The sequence below is a fragment of the Mitsuaria sp. BK037 genome (assembly GCF_014193045.1).
Classification (GTDB): domain Bacteria; phylum Pseudomonadota; class Gammaproteobacteria; order Burkholderiales; family Burkholderiaceae_C; genus Roseateles.
In genome coordinates, this window is record NZ_JACHYS010000004.1 from 638,176 (window position 1) to 659,028 (window position 20,853).

Below are 20,853 nucleotides of genomic sequence, written 5' to 3' on the forward strand. Positions count from 1 at the left end.
CGGCCCACGGCCGCGCGGGCCGGTGCCGGATCAAGCGCCGGATCAGGCGCGGCCCGGCGCGGGCGTGACCGGGCGCTCGCCCTGAGGGGCGGGCGTGCGGCCGTTGAAGAGCAGCCGCATGAGGGCGAAGGGCCGCACCAGCCAGCGGTGGATCGCCAGACTCAGCGCCAGCGTGGCCAGCGCGATGATCGGGAACTTGACCGCCGCCGGCCAATCGAGCGGCAACAGCAGCAGCGCCAGCGCCACCACCAGCAGGTGGTGGACGAGGAAGATCGTGTAGCTCGCTTCCGAGAGCAAGCGGCCAAGCCCGCCGCGCGGGCCAGTGCGCCAGCGGCCCAGCGCGCCGACGGCGGCCCCGGTCGCGATCCAGATGCCCAGCAGTTCCACCGCCAGTGCCGCCTCGCGGGCCAGCGGATGCGGCAGCGTGGCGCTGGCCGCGTCGCCCCAGTTGGCCGCGAAGGCGGCCACCGGCAGCAGCCAGAGCGGCGTCGACAGCCACGCACGCAGCCAGGCGGGGCGATGCCACAGCGCCAGGCCGGCGAGGAACAGCGGCGCGTAGAAGGCCAGGTTGAACAGCGTCAGGTCGCCCGGGCCGGCCTCGTAGGCGATGCCGGTCAGCCGGACAGCGAGGATCAAGGCATGGCCCAGCAGCGCGCCGGCCAGCGCCACCGACAGCCAGTGCGCCGGCCCGGCGTCGCCGGCACGCGAGAGCCAGGCGGCGAAGCGCCCGGCGCCGCGGGCGGCGGTCCGGGTGGCGCGGCGATGCCGGCCCTGGGCGATGGCCCAGGCGGCGAGCACCAGCAGGTTCAGCACCAGCAGGTCGCGCAGGAACCAGAGGTGGAACACCGGGGCGGACAGGCCGTCCAGCGCCGCCCAGGGATCGGCGCCCCGTTGCCAGGCGAGCAGTGCCTGCTGCGCGCCGTTGAGCAGCAGCCAGCAGCTCAGCAGCGGCACCCCCAGGCGCAGCAGCTGGCGCACGAGCAGGTCGGGCGTGGCGTGGCGGCGCAGGCTGCCGGCGAAGAGCAGGCCCGACAGCAGGAAGAAGCCGGGCACCCGGAAGCTGTGGATCAGCGCGACCAGCGCGTCGAAGAAGGCGCTGCGGTGGCTGTCGGCGACCAGCCAGTCGCCCGAGGTGATGAAGACGTCCGCGGTGTGCAGGGCGATGCCCAGGACCATCAGCGTCGCGCGGGTCCTGTCGAGGTCCAGATCCGCTGCGCCGGCGATGCCGGGGCGGTGCGCCTCCCTGGTGGAAGCGGTTGAAACATCCATGGCGATCCCCCTCTGCCCAGGCCCGGCGCTTCTCTGAGCGCGTGAGGCCGCAACTGTACGCCCGCGACCCCGCCCGGCTTCACGCCAGCGTGACAACTTCCCGGGGCAGACCCCCGGAACGCGGGGGGAGGCTCAGCGGAGCAGATCCGTCGCCAGGCGCTCGACGATGCGCGCGGCCGACCGGCCGTCCCACAGCGGGGGGCGGCGCACCGGGGCGGTGTCCGGGCCGGCGGCGTCGAGCTCGTCCAGTCGCTGCCCTGCCAGCGCCAGCACGCGCGTGGCGTCGGTGCCGGCGATGCGGTTGGTGCCCAGTTCCACCGTCACCGGCCGCTCGGTGTTGTCGCGCACGGTGAGGCAGGGGATGCCGAGCGCGGTGGTTTCCTCCTGCAGGCCGCCGCTGTCGGTGAGCACCAGCGCGGCGCGGCGCCACAGCGCCAGGAAGGGACGGTAAGGCAGCGGCGGCAGCAGGTGCAGGCCCGGCGTGGGCGCCAGGCCCAGTGCCGCCAGCCGGTCGCGGGTGCGCGGATGGACCGGGAAGAGCAGCGGCAGCCGCCCGGCGAGCGAGCCCAGCGCCGCCATCAGCGCCGCGAGCTGGGCCGGCTCGTCGACGTTGGACGGCCGGTGCAGCGTGACCACGCCGAAACGGCCGGCGATGGCGTGCCGGGCGCCGGCCGCGTCGAGCGCGGCGAGCGCCGCGGCCTCGGCGGCCCGGGCCGGGGCGTCGCCGGCCTCCAGGCGGTCGAGCTGGAACAGGAGGTTGTCGACCATCACATGGCCGACCTCGACGATGCGGGTGTCGGGATGACCTTCGCGGCGCAAGTGGGCGGCGGCGCTCGGCTCGGTCGTGAAGAGCCAGTCCGCGATCGCGTCGGTGGCGCGGCGGTTGATCTCTTCCGGCATGGTCATGTCGCCGCTGCGCAGGCCGGCCTCGACATGCGCCACCGGCACGCCGAGCTTGCGGGCCGCCAGCGCGCAGGCGAGCGTCGAGTCGACATCGCCGACGACGACGCAGGCCGCGGGCCGGTCGGCCAGCAGGTGCGGCTCATAGGCCTGCAGGATGGCGGCCGTCAGCCGCGCGTGGCCGCCGCCGTGGCAGTCCAGCGAGACGTCCGGCGGCGGCAGCCCGAGCTCGTCGAAGAAGACACCGCTCATCGCGGCGTCGTGGTGCTGGCCGGTGTGGATCAGCTTCCAATCGAGCCGGCCGTCCGCGCGCAGCGCCCGCACCAGCGGCGCGAGCTTCATGAAGTTGGGTCGCGCGCCCGCGATCAGGTGCAGCAGGGGCGCGGCCATCGGCGGGTCAGTCGAAGGACTTGGCGTCGGCGAGCAGCGGCGCCTTCGCGTCCTTCTCGGCGAGCTTGAACTCGACGCCCAGCCTCGGCCAGTCGATGCCGATGGCCGGATCGTCCCAGCGCACCGAGCCCTCGGCCTGCGGCGCGTAGAGGTCGGTGGTCTTGTAGAGGAAGTCGGCGGTCTCGCTCAGCACCAGGAAGCCGTGGGCGAAGCCTGGCGGGATCCAGAGCTGGCGGTGGTTCTCGCCGGTGAGCTCGACGCCGGCCCACTTGCCGAAGTTGGGACTGGAGCGGCGCATGTCCACGGCCACGTCGAACACCGCGCCGGCGGTGCAGCGCACCAGCTTGCCCTGCGCGTGCGGCGGCAGCTGGAAGTGCAGGCCGCGCAGCACGCCCTGGCTGGAGCGCGAATGGTTGTCCTGCACGAAGCGCACGTCGTAGCCGCAGGCGGCGTTGAACTTGGGCTCGGTCCAGCTTTCCATGAAGAAGCCACGCGCGTCGCCGAAGACCTTCGGCTCGATGATCAGCACCTCGGGCAGCGCGGTCGGGATCACATTCATCAGAACACCTGTTCGTTGAGCACCTGCTTCAGGTACTGGCCATATCCGTTCTTGAGCATCGGCTGCGCCAGCTTCTCCAGCTGCTCCGCCGTGATCCAGCCCTGGCGGTAGGCGATCTCCTCCGGGCAGGCGACCTTCAGGCCCTGGCGCTTCTCCAGCGTCGCGATGAACTGGCCGGCTTCCATCAGGCTGTCATGCGTGCCGGTGTCCAGCCAGGCATAACCGCGGCCCATGATCTCGACGCGCAGTTGCTGCTGCTCGAGGTAGCGGGCGTTGACGTCGGTGATCTCGAGCTCGCCGCGCGGGCTGGGCTTGATGTCGGCGGCGATGTCGCAGACCTGGCGGTCGTAGAAGTACAGGCCGGTCACCGCGTAGTTGCTCTTGGGCGCCTTGGGCTTTTCCTCGATGCTGACCGCGCGCTGGGCGGCATCGAACTCGACCACGCCATAACGCTCCGGATCGTGCACGTGGTAGGCGAAGACGGTGGCGCCGTCGGTCTGCGCATCGGCGCTGTCCAGCAGGCCGGCGAAGTCGTGGCCGTAGAAGATGTTGTCGCCCAGCACCAGCGCGCTGGGCGCGCCGCCGATGAAGTCCTTGCCGAGCACGAAGGCCTGCGCCAGGCCGTCCGGGCTGGGTTGCACGCAGTACTGGAGGTTCAGGCCCCAGCGCGCGCCGTCGCCCAGCAGGGCCTCGAAGCGCGGCAGGTCCTGCGGCGTGCTGATCAGCAGGATGTCGCGCATGCCCGCCAGCATCAGGGTGCTGAGCGGGTAATAGACCATCGGCTTGTCGTAGACCGGCAGCAGCTGCTTGCTGATGGCCAGCGTCGCCGGATGCAGCCGGGTGCCGGAGCCGCCGGCCAGGATGATGCCCTTGCGGGGGGTGTTGCTCATCGCGGTCTCTCCAATCACAGGATTTCTTCGAGCAGGCGGTCGACGCCGACCTGCCAGTGCGGCAGCACCAGCCCGAAGCGGTCCTGCAGCTTGTGGTTGTCCAGGCGCGAGTTCAGCGGGCGCGGCGCCGGCGTCGGATAGGCGCTGCTGGGCAGCGCCTCGACCTGCTCGGGCTGCACCTTCAGCGCCAGTCCCTTGTCGCGGGCGCGGCCGAGCACATGTCGGGCGTAGGCGTGCCAGCTGGTCTCGCCGCTCGCCACGGCGTGGTAGACGCCGCACAGCGCGCGGTCCCGCAGCGTGGTGCGGACCAGGTGGGCGGTGACGTCGGCCAGCAGGTCCGCGCCGGTGGGCGCGCCGATCTGGTCGGCGACGACCTTGAGCTGCTCGCGCTCGGCCGCCAGCCGCAGCATGGTCTTGGCGAAGTTGCCGCCGCGCGCGGCGTAGACCCAGCTGGTGCGCAGCACCAGCGCATCCGCGCCGCTCGCGGCGATGCGCTGCTCGCCTTCGAGCTTGGTCTTGCCGTAGACGCTCAGCGGGCCGGTGGGCGCGTCCTCGAAGCGCCAGTCCGAGCCGGCGCCATCGAAGACGTAGTCCGTCGAGTAATGCACCAGCAGCGCGCCCCGGGCCTTGGCCTCCTCGGCCAGCACGCCGGGGGCCAGCGCGTTGATCCGGCGCGCGGCCTCGGGCTCGCTCTCGGCCTTGTCGACGGCGGTGTAGGCCGCGGCATTGACGATCACGTCGGGCGCCACGCGGCGCACCGTGGCGCGCAGCGCCTCGCTGTCGCCGAGGTCGCCGCCCTCATGGCGGTCCAGCGCGACCAACTCGCCCAGCGGGGCGAGCGCGCGTTGCAGTTCCCAGCCGAGCTGGCCGTTCTTTCCGAGCAGCAGAATCTTCATGCCGATGTCCTGCCCGGGCGCTCAGGCGCCGTATTGCTTCGAGACCCACTCGCGGTACGCGCCCGAGAGGACGCGCGAGGCCCAGTCCTCGTTGGCCAGGTACCACTGCACCGTCTTGCGGATGCCGGTCTCGAAGGTCTCGGCGGGACGCCAGCCCAGGTCGCGCTCGATCTTGCGGGCGTCGATCGCGTAGCGGCGGTCGTGGCCGGGACGGTCCTTCACGTAGGTGATGAGCCGCGAGTAGGGGCCGGCGGGATCGGGGCGCAGTTCGTCGAGCAGGGCGCACACCGTCTTCACGATGTCGATGTTGGCCTTCTCGTTCCAGCCGCCGATGTTGTAGGTCTCGCCCAGCGTGCCGCCGGCCAGCACCGCGCGGATGCCCGAGCAGTGGTCGGTGACGTAGAGCCAGTCGCGGATCTGCTGGCCGTCGCCGTACACCGGCAGCGGCTTGCCGGCCAGCGCGTTGACGATCATCAGCGGGATCAGCTTCTCGGGGAAGTGATATGGCCCGTAGTTGTTGGAGCAGTTGGTCGTCACCACCGGCAGGCCATAGGTGTGGTGCCAGGCGCGGACCAGGTGGTCGCTGGCCGCCTTGGAGGCCGAGTACGGGCTGTTGGGCTCGTAGGGATTCGTTTCGGCGAAGGGCGGGTCCTCGGCCTTCAGCGAGCCGTAGACCTCGTCGGTGGAGACGTGATGGAAGCGGAAGGCCGCCTTGGCTTCGCCCTCCAGCGCGCTCCAGTAGCCGCGCGCGGCCTCCAGCAGCGTGAAGGTGCCCTCGACATTGGTGCGCATGAAGGCGCCGGGGCCGTGGATGGAGCGGTCGACGTGGGACTCGGCCGCGAAGTGCACGATCGCGCGGGGGCGGTGCGTGGCCAGCAGCTGGTCGACGAGCGCGCGGTCGCAGATGTCGCCCTTGACGAAGACGTGGCGCGCGTCGTCCTTCAGCGAGGCCAGGTTCTCGAGGTTGCCCGCGTAGGTGAGGGCGTCCAGGTTGACGACCGGCTCGTCCGAGGTCTTGAACCAGTCGAGCACGAAATTGCTGCCGATGAATCCGGCACCGCCGGTGACGAGGATCGTCATGAAACTTCCCTGAAATGTGTGGCGTCCCGACCCGGGCGGGCGGTGACGCCGGTCGGATTACAGCCGCCAGACCCTGAGGCCGGCGGCACGGAGATCGTCGGCCCGGAAGGCCGCCTTGACGTCGATGAAGGCGCCGCCTTCCACCAGTTTGGCGGCGAGCGCGCCGGCCGCCAGCGCCTTGTACTCGCGGTGCGCGACCGCCGCCACGATGGCGTCGGCGCGGGGCAGGTCCTCGAAAGCCTGCAGCCGCACGCCGTATTCGTGCATCGCTTCGTCGGCCTCGGCCGCCGGGTCGGTGACGAAGACCTCGACGCCGTAGGTCCTGAGCTCGCGGATGATGTCGATCACCTTGGAGTTGCGCAGGTCGCCGCAGTCCTCCTTGAAGGTCAGGCCCAGCACGTTGACCTTGGCCCCCTTGATCGGCGAGCCCGCGGCGATCATCTGCTTGATGGTCTGCTCGGCGATGAACTTGCCCATGCCGTCGTTGATACGCCGGCCCGCCAGGATGACCTGCGGGTGGTAGCCGAGCATGTCGGCCTTGTGCGTCAGGTAGTAGGGGTCCACGCCGATGCAGTGGCCGCCGACCAGGCCCGGCTTGAACTTCAGGAAGTTCCACTTCGTGCCGGCGGCCTCCAGCACCTCGGAGGTGTCCAGGCCCAGGCGCTCGAAGATGATCGCCAGCTCGTTCATCAGCGCGATGTTGAGGTCGCGCTGGGTGTTCTCGATGACCTTGGCGGCCTCGGCCGTCTTGATGCTGGAGGCGCGGTGCACGCCCGGCACGATGATGCGCTCGTAGGTCCTGGCGACGATCTCCAGCGTCTCAGGCGTGTCGCCGGAGACGATCTTGAGGATCTTCGTCAGCGTGTGGTCCTTGTCGCCGGGATTGATCCGCTCGGGGCTGTAGCCGACGAAGAAGTCCTGCTTCCACTTGAGGCCGGATTCGCGCTCCAGCACCGGGATGCAGACCTCCTCGGTCGCGCCGGGATAGACGGTCGATTCGTACACGACGACCGCGCCGCGCTTCATGTGCCGGCCCACGCTGGTGGACGAGCCGACCAGCGGGCGGAAGTCGGGGATCTTGGCCTCGTCCACCGGCGTGGGCACGGCCACGATGATGACGTCGGCCTCGGCCAGGCAGGCCGGGTCGCTGTGGTACTCGGCGTGCACGGCCGCGCGCACTTCCTCGTCGCTCAGCTCGCGCGACGGGTCGGTGCCCGCTCGGCACTTGGCGACCTTGTCCTCGGCGATGTCGAAGCCGATGGTCCGTCCGTGCTTGCCGAACTCAACCACCAGCGGCAGTCCCACATATCCCAATCCGACGACGGCAATCACGGACACGATCTTCTCCTGTCGACGGCCGACGTCGCTGCGACGCCGGCGTCCTGTTGTGGTGGGCCCGGAGCGTCCCCACCGGACCGGAAGGTCCGGGCGCCCCGCGCGATGGTCGGCTTTGTATCCGGTTTTCAGGTCGGCGCCGACCCCTCAAGCGGGGCCCGGGCCTCAGTTCCGGCCGTAGGTGTCCTGGTAGCGCACGATGTCGTCCTCGCCCAGGTAGGAGCCGGACTGGACCTCGATGATCTCCAGCGGCACCTTGCCCGGGTTGGACAGGCGATGGACCTGGCCCAGCGGGATGTAGGTCGACTGGTTCTCGGTCAGCAGCAGGGTCTTGTCGCCGTTGACGATCTCGGCGGTGCCCTGCACCACGATCCAGTGTTCGGCGCGATGGTGGTGCATCTGCAGGCTCAGCGAGGCGCCGGGCTTGACCATGATGCGCTTGACCTGGAAGCGCTCGCCCATGTCGATGCTGTCGTACCAGCCCCAGGGGCGGTGCACCTTGCGGTGCAGGTTCTGCTCGTCGCGCTGGGCGGCGGTCAGCTGGCTGACGATCTTCTTGACGTCCTGGCTCTTGCTGCGATCGGCGACCAGCACCGCGTCCGGCGTCTCGACGACGACGATGTTGTCCAGCCCCACCGCCGAGACCAGCCGGCTGGTCGCGTGCACCAGCGTGTTGCGGCTGTCCGCGATGATCGCGTCGCCGCGGCTGGCGTTGCCGGCGGCATCCTTCTCCGCCACCTGCCAGACCGCTTCCCAGGCGCCCAGGTCGTTCCATCCGGCGTCCAGCGGCACCATGCGCAGCGCGACCGGGCTGCCGGGGCAGCGCTCCATCACGGCGTAGTCGATCGATTCCGACGGCACGACCGCGAAGGCGTCCTTGGCCGGGCGCACGAAGGGACCGTCCACCGCCTTGCCGCCGAAGGCCACGCGCGTGGCCTGGTCGATGTCGGGGCGGAACTGCTGCAGCGCCTTCAGCCAGACGCTGGCGCGCAACACGAACATGCCGCTGTTCCAGTAGTAGCCGCCCTGGTCGACGTACTTCTGGGCGGTCGGGGCATCGGGCTTCTCGACGAAGGCCTCGACGCGCAGGCCGGTGCCTTCAGCGCCGGCGCGGATGTAGCCGTAGCCGGTCTCGGGCCGGTCGGGCGTGATGCCGAGGATGACGATGGCGCCGCCGCTGGCCTGGCGCACCGCGTCCTGCAGCGCGGCGGTGAAGGCCGGGCCGTCGGTGACGGTCTGGTCGGCCGGCGTGACGACCAGCACCGGGTCCTCGCCGCCTTCCAGCGCCTGCAGCGCCGCCAGCGTGATCGCCGGCGCGGTGTTGCGGCCGACCGGCTCCAGCAGGACGGCGCTGGGCGCGAGCCGCTGCTCGCGCAGCTGGTCCAGCACCATGAAGCGGTGTTCCTCGTTGCCGACGACGATCGGCGGCCTCACCGCGATGTCCTCGGCACCGAGCGTGGCCAGGCGGTCAGCGGCCTGCTGGAACAGGCTGGTGTTGCCGTTCAGCACCAGGAACTGCTTGGGATAACCGGCGCGGGACAGCGGCCACAGCCGCGTGCCGCTGCCACCCGCCATGATCACCGGTTGCGTGTCGATCTTGCTCAAGGTACTGCTCCCTCTGGAACTGGCGCCCCTTGCATGTCGATGCGGGGCTGTGGATTCGAAAAATGGGTCGGAAGTGTCGCAGAGCGGCGGATCAGCCCTCGAAACCGTTCGGATTGGACGATTGCCAGCGCCAGCTGTCCTCGCACATGCGCTGCAGGTCGAAGCGGGCGGTCCAGCCCAGCTTCTCGCGCGCCAGCGCCGGATCGGCGTAGCAGGCGGCGACGTCGCCCGGGCGGCGGGCGACGATCTCGTAGGGGATCTCGCGGCCGCTGGCCTTGGCGAAGGCGTTCACCAGTTCCAGCACGCTGTAGCCGCGGCCCGTGCCCAGGTTGACCCAGATCGACTCCTGGCCGCGCAGCAGGAAGTTCAGCGCGGCGACATGGCCCTCGGCCAGGTCGACGACGTGGATGTAGTCGCGCACGCCGGTGCCGTCGGGCGTGTCGTAGTCGTTGCCGAAGATCGACAGCTTGGCGCGCCGGCCCACCGCCACCTGCGTGACGTAGGGCATCAGGTTGTTGGGGATGCCGCGCGGGTCCTCGCCGATGCGGCCGCTCTCGTGCGCGCCGACCGGGTTGAAGTAGCGCAGGCAGGCGGTCTGCCATTGCGGGTCCGAGGCGCCCAGGTCGCGCAGGATGCCCTCGCCGATCAGCTTGGTCGCGCCGTAGGGGTTGACCGCCATCAGCTCGGCGTCCTCGCGCAGCGGCAGCGACCTGGGCTGGCCGTACACGGTGGCGCTGGAGGAGAAGACGATGCGCTTGCAGTCATGACGGCGCATCGCCTCGCAGACCGTCAGCAGCCCGTCCAGGTTGTTGCGGTAGTAGCTCAGCGGCTTGGCCGTCGATTCGCCGACCGCCTTGAAGGCGGCGAAGTGCACCACCGCGGCCGGCTTGTACTCGTTGAACACCGCGTCCAGCGCCGCGCCGTCGCAGACGTCGAGCTTCTCGAACAGCGGGGTCTGGCCGCTGAGCTCGGCCAGGCGATCCAGCACCTTGGGCGAGCTGTTGCTGAAGTTGTCCACGCCGACGACGCGGTAGCCGGCCGCCAGCAGCGCGAGCCAGGTGTGGGAGGCGATGTAGCCGGTCGCGCCGGTCAGCAGGATGGTGTCGTTGGCCATGGAGTCGGAAGGTCAGCGGATCATGCCCTGCACGTAGCAGCCGGCGGTGTAGGCGTTGTAGGAGTAGATCACGTCGGTCGTGTCGCGATCCAGGCGGGTGTACTGGCAGCCCACGGTGACGTTGCGCAGCGCCTCCCAGGCCAGCCCGAGGCTGTATTGCTTGGAGTTGTCCTTGGAACGGATCCCGCCCAGGGCGATGTCGCGATCGCGGCTCAGGCGCGTGAAGCCCACGCCGGCCTGCGCGGTGAGCTTGCCGGTGATGCGGTAGCTGAACTGGGTCTGGAAGGCCGTCTGCACCCGGTTGAAGTCGGACTGGCCGTTGTTGATGCCCAGGTAATAGGTTTCGACGCCGGTGTCCCGGGACAGCTTGGTGCTGAGGGTCCAGCGCCCCCCGGGGGCCCAGTTCCAGTTCAGCGAGCCGGTCAGGCCGGTGAAGGTGTCCGAGGTGCTGCGGCTCAGGCGCGCGTTCAGGCTGCTGGCCCCGGTGGCGCGCCACAGCGCCGTCAGGTCGATGTCCTTGCGATCCCACTCGAAGCTGTTCACCGGCACGCGGCCCTTGGTGTAGCGGCCGGCCAGGCCGAAGCGCCAGGCGCTGCTGGCGTTGTAGAGCAGGCCCACGGAGGAGGTGTTCTGGCGGTATTCCTGCGTGTCCCACAGCGGCAGCGAATAGTCGCGCTGGCGCCGCACGAAGGTGCCCTCGAGGGTGAACGGCGACAGCCCCGGCAGGCCCAGGCGCACGCTGCCACCGGCGCTCTGGTCGGTCTGCAGATTGCGCTCGGTGGTCGGGGCGATGCCGGTGTTGCTGTTGAAGTCCGCCAGCGTGCGCGCGCGGGTGTAGTCCAGCGTGCCCGACAGGTTGCCCGCGGTTTCCCAGTCCAGGCCGGTGTCCAGGCTGTAGCCGCGGTTGTCCAGCCGGCTGTTGTCCTGGTAGCGGGTGTCGTTGAAGCGGCCGTCGGCGTGCAAGCGTTGGCGGCCCAGCCGCGTGTCCACGCCGGCCAGCAGGCTCAGCGAGGTGAGCCGGTCGCTGCTTTCGGCCGCATTCGAGCGGAACACGTTGTTCGTGTAGTAATGGCCCAGCGAGGCGCCCAGGTACCAGGGACTGCCCTGGTCGCTCTGGGCCCAGCAGGAGGCGGACGCGAGCAGGGCGAAGGGCAGCGACAGTCGGTGGAGGCGGTTCATCGTGGGAAGGTCTCCTGCGGGTCAATAGGCGTGGCGGTCGAACAGCATCAGCCGCACGGTGCGCACGATGATCTGGAGATCCAGGCCGAGCGACCAGTTGCGCAGGTATTCCAGATCGTATTCGACGCGCGCCTTCATCTTGTCGACGGTGTCGGTCTCGCCGCGCAGGCCGTTGACCTGCGCCCAGCCGGTGATGCCGGGCTTGACCTTGTGACGGACCATGTAGGCCTTGATCAGCTGGCGGTATTCCTCGTTGTGCGCGACGGCGTGCGGGCGCGGGCCGACGATGCTCATGCGGCCCTGCAGCACATTGATGAACTGCGGCAGCTCGTCCAGCGAGGTCTTGCGGATGAAGGCCCCGAACGGCGTGATGCGCGGGTCGCCCTTGGTCGCTTGCTTGACGACCGCGCCGTTGTCCATCGCGCGCATCGAGCGGAACTTGTAGACGATGATCTCCTCGCCATCCAGGCCGTTGCGGCGCTGCTTGAAGATCACCGGGCCGGGTGAGCTCATCTTCACGCCGATCGCCAGGATCAGCAGGATCGGCGAGATCAGCACCAGGATGAGCGCGGCCAGGATGATGTCGCTGATGCGCTTGACCACCTCGTTCACGCCGGTGAACGGGGTTTCCAGGATGCCCACCACCGGCACGCCGTTCACGTCCTGCAGCCGGCCCTGGATGATGCTGATGCCGAAGACGTCCGGCACGAAGAACAGCGAGGCGGTCGTGCCCTGCAACTGCTCGAGCAGCTGCAGGATGCGCGGCTGCGAGCCCAGCGGCAGGGTGATGTAGACCTCGCGCACGCCGTTGGCGCGGACGTAGTCGCTCAGTTCCGGCAGCGTGCCCAGCACCCGGCCGACGCTGTCGGGATGAAGGCGGTCGTCGGTGCGGTCATCGAAGAAGCCCAGGCATTCGACGCCGCGGATGGAGCCGAAGGACAGCGCCCGGCCGACCTTCGCGCCCAGCGGCCCGGCGCCGACGATCACCGCGGTGCGCCGCACCGAGGGCTGCTGCGCGCGCCAGCGCAGCACGCGCCGGCCGATCTCGACCGCCAGGATCTGCGCCAGCGGCGTCAGCAGCGCCCACCACAGCAGCACCGGGCGCTCGAAGTAATGGAAGCTGCTGGTGGCGTAGGCGAACATGCCCAGGATCAGCAGCAGCATCAGCCAGGAACCGACGATGTCGGTCACGGCGCTGGCGGGATGATCCGAGAAGCGGTTGCGTCCCGGGAAGGTCAGCGCGAACACCAGCATGCACAGCGTGTAGGTGGAGCGCATGACCGGTTCGCCGAACCAGGCCAGCAGGCACAGGTAGATCAGGACGATCAGCGTCGGTTCCAGGAATGCCGCGATGAACGACTGGACCGACTGCGGCGCGCTGTAGAAGGTTCTCTTGTAGTTCCGGTCCTCAAACATCACCCGTTGGTCCTTCGTTGCTTCCCTCGTGGCCGTACGGCGGGCGGCATCGGGGCCGGCCTGCCGCTCCTGTCCGGCCGGAGCCGGAAATTCTCTCTCAATTCATCTCACGAACTCGTAACCGGACGCCCTAGCTTGTCACCGGTTTCCTCGTTCATCAGGCCGTCCTCCGGGCCTGCCTACAATCCGCCCCATGCTTCAAGAATGGTCCAAGCTCCTGGCCCCTGCGCTCCAGGATCGCATCACGCTGTTGCTCAACCATGTCATGTCCCGCGAGCCGGTCGCCACCGCGCGCCTGGCCCCGCACACGGGCAAGACGCTGCGGCTGCGCCTGGTGGGCTGGCCGGCCATGCTGCCGGCCGCGCCGGACCTGCGGTTGCGCATCACCCCGGCGGGTCTTCTGGAACGGTTGGACGACGAGGATGGCCCTAGGCAAGAACCGGACCTGCTCATCGAACTCGACGCGGCGAATCCGGCGGCGGCGGCCTTCGCGGCGCTGTCCGGCGCCCGGCCCGAGGTGCGGGTGGACGGCGATGCGCAACTGGCCGGCGACTTCAACTGGTTGATCGATCACGTGCGCTGGGACATCGAGGACGACCTCGCCGCCATCACCGGTCCGGCGGTGGCGCACCAGCTGGGTCGCTTCGGACGCGCCGTCGCGGGCGCGATGGCGACCCTGGCCCGCCAGGCGGGCCGTTTCATGCCGGACGGCCAGGGCCGGGCATGAGGTCCGGGAATCCGGTCCGGGCATGAGGTATCTGTCCCGCCTTCTGGTCATCGTCTGGACCCTCTACCGATTCGGGCTGGACGAGCTGGCGTTGTCGACGCTCAAGCGTCGGCGTTTCCGTTTCCTGCGCCGGCTGATCTCGGTCGGCCGCGCCTGGGACCAGCCGCGCGGCGTGCGGCTGCGGCTCGCGCTGGAGCGGCTCGGACCGATCTTCGTCAAGTTCGGTCAGCTGCTGTCGACGCGGCGCGACCTGGTGCCGCCGGACATGATCGAGGAGCTGTCCAAGCTGCAGGACAACGTGCCGCCGTTCCCGGCCGAGCTGTCCCGCGAGCTGATCGAACGCGCCTTCGGGCGCCGCATCGAGGAGCTTTTCGCCACCTTCGAGGCCGAGCCGGTGGCCAGCGCCTCGATCGCGCAGGTCCACTTCGCGACGCTGATGGACGGGCGGGAGGTCGCGGTGAAGGTGCTGCGGCCGGGGATGCTCGACATCATCGAGGACGACCTGGCGCTGATGCGCACCGTCGCGGGCTGGGTGGAGCGCTTCTCCGCCGACGGCCGCCGGCTCAAGCCGCGCGAGGTGGTCGCCGAATTCAATACCTACCTGCACGACGAGCTGGACCTGGTCCGCGAGGCCGCCAACGCCGCCCAGTTGCGCCGCAACATGCAGGACCTGCACCTGGTGCTGGTGCCGGAGATGATCTGGGAGCTCTGCCGGAGCGAGGTCATCGTGATGGAGCGCATGCGCGGCGTGCCGATCTCGCAGCTCGAGCGCCTGCGGGAGGCCGGCGTCGACATCAAGAAGCTGGCCCGCGACGGCGTCACGATCTTCTTCACGCAGGTCTTCCGGGACGGCTTCTTTCACGCCGACATGCACCCGGGGAACATCCAGGTCAGCCTGGATCCGCACACCTTCGGCAACTACGTGGCGCTGGACTTCGGGATCATCGGCACGCTCACCGAGGTCGACAAGGATTACCTGGCGCAGAACTTCATCGCCTTCTTCCGTCGCGACTACAAACGGGTGGCCGAGCTCCACATCGAGTCCGGCTGGGTGCCGCCGGAGACCCGCGTCGATGAACTGGAAGGGGCGGTGCGCACTGTCTGCGAGCCGCATTTCGACAAGCCGCTGAAGGACATCTCGCTCGGCCAGGTGCTGATGCGGCTGTTTCAGATCTCCCGCAGATTTAACGTGGAGATTCAGCCGCAGCTGGTTTTGCTGCAAAAAACGCTGCTCAACATTGAAGGATTGGGCAGGCAGCTCGATCCTGATCTGGATCTCTGGGCCACGGCCAAGCCCTTCCTCGAGCGTTGGATGGATGAGCAGGTGGGCTGGCGCGCCTTCGTGCGGCAGCTGAAGAAGGAGGCGCCGCGATTCGCGCAGATGGTGCCGGAATTCCCCCGCCTGATGCACGAGGTGCTGCGCCAGCGCGCCGAAGGCGGGCATTCGGACCTGACGCGCCAGCTGCTGCTGGAGCAGCGGCGGACCAACCATCTGCTCCAGACGCTGCTGTGGGGCATCGGCGGATTCACGCTCGCGCTGGTGCTGACCCAGCTGGTGATGCGCTGGATCGACTGATCGCGCGCCTCCGGCCGGGAGGCCGGGGAGCGCCGGGTCAGACTGCGTAGTCGGCGAATTCCTGCTTCAGGCGGGCGCGCAGCAGGGTGCGTACGCGGTTCACCCGTGAGCGCACCGTGCCGATCGGGATCGCCTGCAGCGCGGCGACCTCGCGGTAGGACTCTTCCTGCAGGCAGGCCAGATCGAAGGTGCAGCGCAGGTCGGGTGACAGGCCCGACAGCGTGACGTCGACGATGCCGGCCAGTTGCCGATAGGCGACCTGCTGGCTGACATCCTTCCTGCCGTCGCGCGCGTGGTGGACCGATTCGCCGTCCCGCGTGTGCGGCGCGTCGTCCAGGCTTTCCATCTGACGATTGCGTTTGGCGCAGCGCGCCACATGGTTGCGCGCGACGTTGGCCGCGATGCCGAAGAACCAGGTCTCGACGGTGGAGCGGCCCTGGAAGCGGTCGGCGCAGCGGGTGGCCTCGAGCATGGCGTCCTGGATGATGTCGTCGAGCTCGCCGGGCGAGCGCTCGTAGCGCCGCAGGAAGCGCTTGAGCTTGCTGGAATCGCTGCGTGCGTCGTGAGCGATCTTGATGATGTGGGACAGGACCAGTTGCTGGCGCTGCCGGGCCAGCTCCGGATCGACCGGTTCGTCCGGCGCGGCGTGCGGCGCGCAGGCGGCGGCGCTGGAGGGGTGCGGCGTGGCGCTCGCCGCCCCGGACTTCGCAAGGGGGCCGGGCGGGCGGGCCGTGGCTTCGGTGTGATGGCTCATGGACAGACTCGAAGAAGATCCGGTGGGCCTCTCCCGGAGCCAGTGGCTCCCTGGGACAGGGGAGGAAAGGGCGCGCCGCGCCAGGCAGGTCACCGTGGATGGCCCCACTGCAGCACCTCGACCGCCAGCCGGTCGTCGTGCTCGACCAACCGGCCGATGCCGAGCTCGGTGCCGTGCGCGACGATGCGCACGAGTGCCGGCGTCGAGGTGTCCAGCGGGACGATCCGGCCCGCCGTGAGGCCGCTCAGTTCGCCGACGGTCATGGCGACGCGGCCGACGATGAAATCCAGGTCTACGGTCAGGGCATCCACGTTGCGGGGCTCCGGTGGCGGTGGCAGGGCGTGGAGGGGATTGGAAAGGGAGCCCCTTGGCGGCCCCATCCCTGGAACTCGCGTGAGACATGCGGCCCATGACCCAAATGGAGGAGCTGACCCGCAGATATCTGGTGAAAAGGGGGCGGATCCCCCATCGCGGGTGCCGCTGAAACGGGGTGTCCGGGGGCGGGGAGGACCCTGGGCAGCAGTCCCCGAGGTTCCGGGGATAATCCGCGCGCAATTTTTTGTGCGCCGGATTCCTGCGCTCCCGCCTTCCCCGCATTCCCAAGGCCCGCTGCCATGCTCCTGACCCTGGTCATCCTTTACCTGCTTGTCACCATCGCGATCGGCCTGTGGGCCGCCAAGCGGGTGAAGAACACGGCGGACTTCGCCATCGCCGGCCGGCACCTGCCGCTGGTGATGATCATCACCACCACCTTCGCGACCTGGTTCGGCTCCGAGACGGTGCTGGGCATCCCGGCCAAGTTCGTGCAGTCGGGCCTGAACGGCGTGGTCGAGGATCCGTTCGGCGCGGGTTCGTGCCTGATCCTGGTGGGCCTGTTCTTCGCGGCCAGGCTCTACAAGATGACGCTGCTGACGATCAGCGACTACTACCGCGAGCGCTACGGCCGCGTGGTCGAGGTGGTCTGCAGCTTCATCATCATCCTGTCCTACCTCGGCTGGGTGGCGGCGCAGGTGACCGCGCTGGGGCTGGTGTTCAAGCTGCTGTCCGGCGGCGCGATCAGCATCCCGGTGGGCATGATGATCGGCACGGCGTCGATCCTGGCCTACACGCTGTTCGGTGGCATGTGGTCGGTGGCGGTGACCGACTTCATCCAGATGATCATCCTGGTGGTGGGGCTGTCGCTGATCGCCTGGTTCGCGGCCGACATGGCCGGCGGCGCCGACAAGGTCATCGCGCTGGCGTCGAGCCAGGACATGTTCCGCTTCCTGCCCGAGCCGAGCTTCCACGACATCGTGTTCTTCGTCGGCGCGGCCATCACGATGATGCTGGGATCGATCCCGCAGCAGGACGTGTTCCAGCGCGTCATGTCCGCCAAGGACGTCAAGGCGGCGACCCGCGGCCCGGTCATCGGCGGCATCTGCTACATCCTGTTCGCCTTCGTGCCGATGTTCATCGTCGTGAGCGCGCTGATCATCATGCCCACCGAGGCCAAGCAGCTGATCGCCGAGGACCCCCAGCAGGTGATCCCCACGCTGGTGATCGACAAGATGCCCTTCGTGATGCAGGTGATCTTCTTCGGCGCGCTGCTGTCGGCGCTGAAGTCGACCGCCTCGGCCACGCTGCTGGCGCCGTCGGTGACCTTCGTCGAGAACATCTGGCGCCAGTTCTTCCCGCGCGTGTCCGACAAGCAGGAACTGCGCACGATGCGCATCGCGGTGCTGCTGTTCTCGGTCTGCGTCTGCGCCTACGCGATCGCGCTGCAGGGCACGTCGATCTACGAGATGGTCTCCAGCGCCTACCAGGTCACGCTGGTCGGCGCCTTCGTCCCGCTGGTGTTCGGCCTCTACTGGAAGCGCGCGACGACGCAGGGCGCGATCTTCGCCATCGTGCTGGGCGTGCTGACCTGGATCCTGTTCCTGATGACGCCGGCGGGCGAGCAGTTCCCGGCCCAGCTGGCGGGCCTGCTGGCCGGCATCGTGGGCATGCTGGTGGGCTCGCTGGGGCCGCAGGCGATCCGCGACGTGCACGGCAGCCACCACCGCCTGGCCGGTGCGACGCCGGCGGGCCACTCTATATAATTTCGGGTTTTTGACCCGGTAGTCCCTCAAATGCCGATCTACGCCTATCGCTGCGGCGCCTGCGGCCACGCCAAAGACGTGCTGCAGAAGCTGTCCGACGCTCCGCTGACCGTCTGCCCCGCCTGCGGCGCGGAGAGTTTTTCGAAGCAGGTCACCGCCGCCGGTTTCCAGCTCAAGGGCTCGGGCTGGTACGTGACGGACTTCCGCGGCGGATCGGGCGGCGCCAGCGCACCGGCGTCGCCGGCCGCCGCGCCGGCCACGGGCGGCGAGGCCGCCCCGGCCTCCGGCGGGACCGCCGCCGCCTCGTCCGAGTCCTCCTCCGGCACGTCGGCCCCGTCGGGCACCGCCTGCGGCGGTTCCTGCGCCTGCCACTGACGCCGAGGCCGGACCCAGGCATGAGAAAGTACATCATCACCGGCCTGCTGGTCTGGCTCCCGCTCGCGATCACCGTCTGGGTCCTGCTGTGGATCCTCGGCATGATCGACGGCGTCTTCGTCTGGCTGCTGTCGGCGGTCGGCGCGGTGCTGCCGCTGTCGGCGCAGACCTCGCTCAAGCAGCTGCATGACATCCCCGGCCTGGGGGTGGTCGTCATGGTCGCGCTGCTGATGCTGACCGGCATGTTCGTGGCGAACATCTTCGGCCAGTGGTGGCTGCGTCAATGGGACCGGCTGCTCTACAAGATCCCCATCGTCAAGAGCATCTACAGCTCGGTCAAGCAGGTCTCGGACACGCTGTTCTCCTCCAGCGGCAACGCCTTCCGCGAAGCCGTGCTGGTGCCGTACCCGCACCAGGGCTCGTGGACCATCGCCTTCGTCACCGGCAAGCCCGGCGGCGAGGTGGCCCAGCAGCTGGGCACGCTCAGCGGCGCGGAGCCGGAGGAGCATGTCGCGCTGTACGTGCCGACGACGCCGAACCCGACCTCCGGCTTCTTCCTGATGATGCCCCGCGCGCAATTGCGGCCTTTGGCGATGAGCGTCGATGAGGCGCTCAAATACATCATCTCGATGGGGGTGGTCGCTCCTCAGGGGGAGCCGGCCATCGTCCTGCCGAGCGAGGTCGCCCGAAATTGACCGGGCTGAGCGCCCCGGCAAGCGCTCAGTCCTGAGGGTCCGCGGGACCCCGCCAGCGCCCATTCCCTGAATCCGTCCTTCCCGCGCCGGCCGCGCGCGTTGCGATCCGCATCGACGCCCCGCCGCCAGCGCCGTCCCGACACTCGAAATTTCCGGAGAACCCCATGCGTACCTGCTATGCCGGCCAAGTCAGCGAGAAGCTGCTGGACCAGACCGTGACCCTGATGGGCTGGGCCCATCGCCGCCGCGACCATGGCGGCGTGATCTTCATCGACCTGCGCGACCGTGAAGGCCTGGTCCAGATCGTCTGCGACCCGGACCGCCCCGAGATGTTCAAGGTGGCCGAAGAGGTCCGCAACGAGTTCTGCGTGAAGATCGTCGGCAAGGTGCGCGCGCGCCCGGCCGGCACCGAGAACGCCAACCTGGTCAGCGGCAAGGTCGAGGTCCTGTGCCACGAGCTGGAAGTGCTGAACCCGTCGGTGACGCCGGCCTTCCCGCTGGACGACGAGAACATCTCCGAGACGACGCGCCTGACGCATCGCGTGCTGGACCTGCGCCGCCCGTACATGCAGAACAACCTGATGCTGCGCTACCGCGTGGCGATGGAGGCGCGCAAGTTCCTGGACGAGCACGGCTTCGTCGACATCGAGACCCCGATGCTGACCAAGAGCACGCCGGAAGGCGCGCGCGACTACCTGGTCCCGTCGCGTGTGCATGACGGCATGTTCTTCGCGTTGCCGCAGTCGCCGCAGCTGTTCAAGCAGCTGCTGATGGTGGCGGGCTTCGACCGCTACTACCAGATCACCAAGTGCTTCCGCGACGAGGACCTGCGCGCCGATCGCCAGCCCGAGTTCACGCAGATCGATATCGAGACCTCGTTCCTGAACGAGGAAGAGATCCGCGCGATGTTCGAGGGCATGATCCGCCACGTCTTCCGCAAGGCGCTGAACGTCGAGCTGGGCGACTACCCGGTCATGAAGTACGCCGAGGCCATGCACCGCTTCGGCTCGGACAAGCCCGACCTGCGGGTGAAGCTGGAGTTCACCGAGCTGACCGACGTGATGGGCGACGTCGACTTCAAGGTCTTCTCCGGTCCGGCCACGACGCCGGGCGGCCGCGTGGTCGCGCTGCGCGTGCCGGGCGGCGCGACGATGAGCCGCGGCGAGATCGACAGCTACACCGAGTTCGTGAAGATCTACGGCGCCAAGGGCCTGGCCTGGATCAAGGTCAACGAGACGGCCAAGGGCCGCGAGGGCCTGCAGTCGCCGATCGTGAAGAACCTGCACGACAAGGCGGTGGCCGACATCCTGTCGCGCACCGGCGCCCAGGACGGCGACCTGATCTTCTTCGGCGCCGACAAGGCCAAGATCGTCAACGACGCCATCGGCGGACTGCGCCTGAAGATCGGTCACAGCGAGTTCGGCAAGTCCACCGGCCTGTTCGAGGACAAGTGGGCGCCGCTGTGGGTGGTCGACTTCCCGATGTTCGAGGAAGACGAGGAGAACAAGCGCTGGGCCGCGGTCCATCACCCGTTCACCGCGCCGAAGGACGGCCATGAGGACCTGATGGTCACCGACCCCGGCAAGTGCGTGGCCAAGGCCTACGACATGGTGCTCAACGGCTGGGAACTGGGCGGCGGCTCGGTGCGTATCCACCGTGCCGACGTGCAGGCCAAGGTCTTCGAGGCGCTCAACATCAGCCCCGAGGAGCAGCGCGTGAAGTTCGGCTTCCTGCTGGATGCGCTGCAGTACGGCGCGCCGCCGCACGGCGGCCTGGCCTTCGGCCTGGACCGCCTGGTCACGCTGATGACCAAGGCCGAGTCCATCCGTGACGTGATCGCTTTCCCGAAGACGCAACGCGCGCAGTGCCTGCTGACCGGCGCGCCGTCCTACGTCGACGAGAAGCAGCTGCGCGAGCTGCACATCCGCCTGCGCAACCCGGGCGCGGCTTCGGCCTGATCGCCGGGCACGGTGGCCTTCCCGCCACCGTCGCCAGGAACAACGCCCCGAGGCTCA

General features: G+C 69.1%; 19 protein-coding genes. 6 read left to right on the forward strand and 13 right to left on the reverse strand.

Translation table 11 applies throughout. The annotated features are described in order from the left end of the window. Window positions 1-42: 42 nt before the first annotated feature. The 11 genes from FHT37_RS23820 to FHT37_RS23870 form a co-directional block, all read right to left on the reverse strand. A complete protein-coding gene (locus FHT37_RS23820) occupies window positions 43-1,269 on the reverse strand; it encodes an acyltransferase family protein (RefSeq protein ID WP_183485332.1) in 1,227 nt (408 codons plus the stop codon). Between the two features lie 132 nt (window positions 1,270-1,401). Beyond that, window positions 1,402-2,559 (reverse strand): non-hydrolyzing UDP-N-acetylglucosamine 2-epimerase, encoded by a 1,158-nt coding sequence (wecB, locus tag FHT37_RS23825; RefSeq protein ID WP_183485335.1) that lies wholly within the window; start codon window positions 2,557-2,559, stop codon window positions 1,402-1,404. A 7-nt stretch (window positions 2,560-2,566) separates the two neighbouring features. After that, window positions 2,567-3,118, reverse strand: coding sequence for a dTDP-4-dehydrorhamnose 3,5-epimerase (gene rfbC / locus FHT37_RS23830; RefSeq protein ID WP_183485338.1), 552 nt, complete (start codon window positions 3,116-3,118; stop codon window positions 2,567-2,569). After that, the gene (gene rfbA, locus FHT37_RS23835; RefSeq protein WP_091721582.1) at window positions 3,118-4,008 is read right to left on the reverse strand and encodes a glucose-1-phosphate thymidylyltransferase RfbA; all 891 of its coding nucleotides are present in this window, start codon (window positions 4,006-4,008) and stop codon (window positions 3,118-3,120) included. Before rfbA ends, rfbC begins: the two co-directional genes overlap by 1 nt. A gap of 14 nt (window positions 4,009-4,022) precedes the next feature. Further along, a complete protein-coding gene (rfbD, locus tag FHT37_RS23840; protein ID WP_183485340.1) occupies window positions 4,023-4,904 on the reverse strand; it encodes a dTDP-4-dehydrorhamnose reductase in 882 nt (293 codons plus the stop codon). Between the two features lie 21 nt (window positions 4,905-4,925). Continuing rightward, window positions 4,926-5,984, reverse strand: a complete 1,059-nt coding sequence (gene rfbB / locus FHT37_RS23845; protein ID WP_183485343.1) for a dTDP-glucose 4,6-dehydratase — start codon at window positions 5,982-5,984, stop codon at window positions 4,926-4,928. 57 nt (window positions 5,985-6,041) lie between these two features. Beyond that, a complete protein-coding gene (locus FHT37_RS23850) occupies window positions 6,042-7,322 on the reverse strand; it encodes a nucleotide sugar dehydrogenase (RefSeq protein WP_183485359.1) in 1,281 nt (426 codons plus the stop codon). Between the two features lie 162 nt (window positions 7,323-7,484). Beyond that, window positions 7,485-8,894, reverse strand: a complete 1,410-nt coding sequence (locus FHT37_RS23855; RefSeq protein ID WP_183485765.1) for a mannose-1-phosphate guanylyltransferase/mannose-6-phosphate isomerase — start codon at window positions 8,892-8,894, stop codon at window positions 7,485-7,487. Window positions 8,895-9,015: 121 nt separating this feature from the next. Next, complete coding sequence (galE, locus tag FHT37_RS23860; RefSeq protein WP_183485362.1) at window positions 9,016-10,038, reverse strand: UDP-glucose 4-epimerase GalE; 1,023 nt, start codon at window positions 10,036-10,038, stop codon at window positions 9,016-9,018. A 12-nt stretch (window positions 10,039-10,050) separates the two neighbouring features. Then, the gene (locus FHT37_RS23865) at window positions 10,051-11,217 is read right to left on the reverse strand and encodes a hypothetical protein (protein ID WP_183485365.1); all 1,167 of its coding nucleotides are present in this window, start codon (window positions 11,215-11,217) and stop codon (window positions 10,051-10,053) included. A gap of 21 nt (window positions 11,218-11,238) precedes the next feature. Beyond that, a complete protein-coding gene (locus FHT37_RS23870; RefSeq protein WP_183485382.1) occupies window positions 11,239-12,633 on the reverse strand; it encodes an undecaprenyl-phosphate glucose phosphotransferase in 1,395 nt (464 codons plus the stop codon). Window positions 12,634-12,826: 193 nt separating this feature from the next. Here FHT37_RS23870 and FHT37_RS23875 point away from each other — a divergent pair, with 193 nt between their 5' ends. Continuing rightward, the gene (locus tag FHT37_RS23875; protein ID WP_091721602.1) at window positions 12,827-13,360 is read left to right on the forward strand and encodes a hypothetical protein; all 534 of its coding nucleotides are present in this window, start codon (window positions 12,827-12,829) and stop codon (window positions 13,358-13,360) included. A 22-nt stretch (window positions 13,361-13,382) separates the two neighbouring features. Next, complete coding sequence (gene ubiB / locus FHT37_RS23880; protein WP_091721604.1) at window positions 13,383-14,936, forward strand: ubiquinone biosynthesis regulatory protein kinase UbiB; 1,554 nt, start codon at window positions 13,383-13,385, stop codon at window positions 14,934-14,936. Window positions 14,937-14,973: 37 nt separating this feature from the next. On the opposite strand, the gene FHT37_RS23885 is transcribed toward ubiB, so the two are convergent. Next, window positions 14,974-15,690, reverse strand: a complete 717-nt coding sequence (locus FHT37_RS23885; RefSeq protein WP_183485385.1) for a sigma-70 family RNA polymerase sigma factor — start codon at window positions 15,688-15,690, stop codon at window positions 14,974-14,976. A gap of 89 nt (window positions 15,691-15,779) precedes the next feature. Beyond that, on the reverse strand, window positions 15,780-16,001 hold the full coding sequence (locus FHT37_RS23890) for a FliM/FliN family flagellar motor switch protein (RefSeq protein WP_175538166.1): 222 nt from the start codon (window positions 15,999-16,001) through the stop codon (window positions 15,780-15,782). A 303-nt stretch (window positions 16,002-16,304) separates the two neighbouring features. Here FHT37_RS23890 and FHT37_RS23895 point away from each other — a divergent pair, with 303 nt between their 5' ends. From FHT37_RS23895 to aspS, 4 genes are all read left to right on the forward strand, one after another. Then, window positions 16,305-17,768: a sodium:solute symporter family protein gene (locus tag FHT37_RS23895; protein ID WP_183485388.1), complete on the forward strand. Its 1,464-nt coding sequence runs from the start codon at window positions 16,305-16,307 to the stop codon at window positions 17,766-17,768. A gap of 30 nt (window positions 17,769-17,798) precedes the next feature. Then, a complete protein-coding gene (locus FHT37_RS23900; protein ID WP_091721616.1) occupies window positions 17,799-18,143 on the forward strand; it encodes an FmdB family zinc ribbon protein in 345 nt (114 codons plus the stop codon). Between the two features lie 20 nt (window positions 18,144-18,163). After that, window positions 18,164-18,838: a DUF502 domain-containing protein gene (locus tag FHT37_RS23905; protein WP_091721619.1), complete on the forward strand. Its 675-nt coding sequence runs from the start codon at window positions 18,164-18,166 to the stop codon at window positions 18,836-18,838. A gap of 164 nt (window positions 18,839-19,002) precedes the next feature. Beyond that, a complete protein-coding gene (gene aspS, locus FHT37_RS23910) occupies window positions 19,003-20,796 on the forward strand; it encodes an aspartate--tRNA ligase (RefSeq protein ID WP_091721624.1) in 1,794 nt (597 codons plus the stop codon). Window positions 20,797-20,853: the final 57 nt, after the last annotated feature.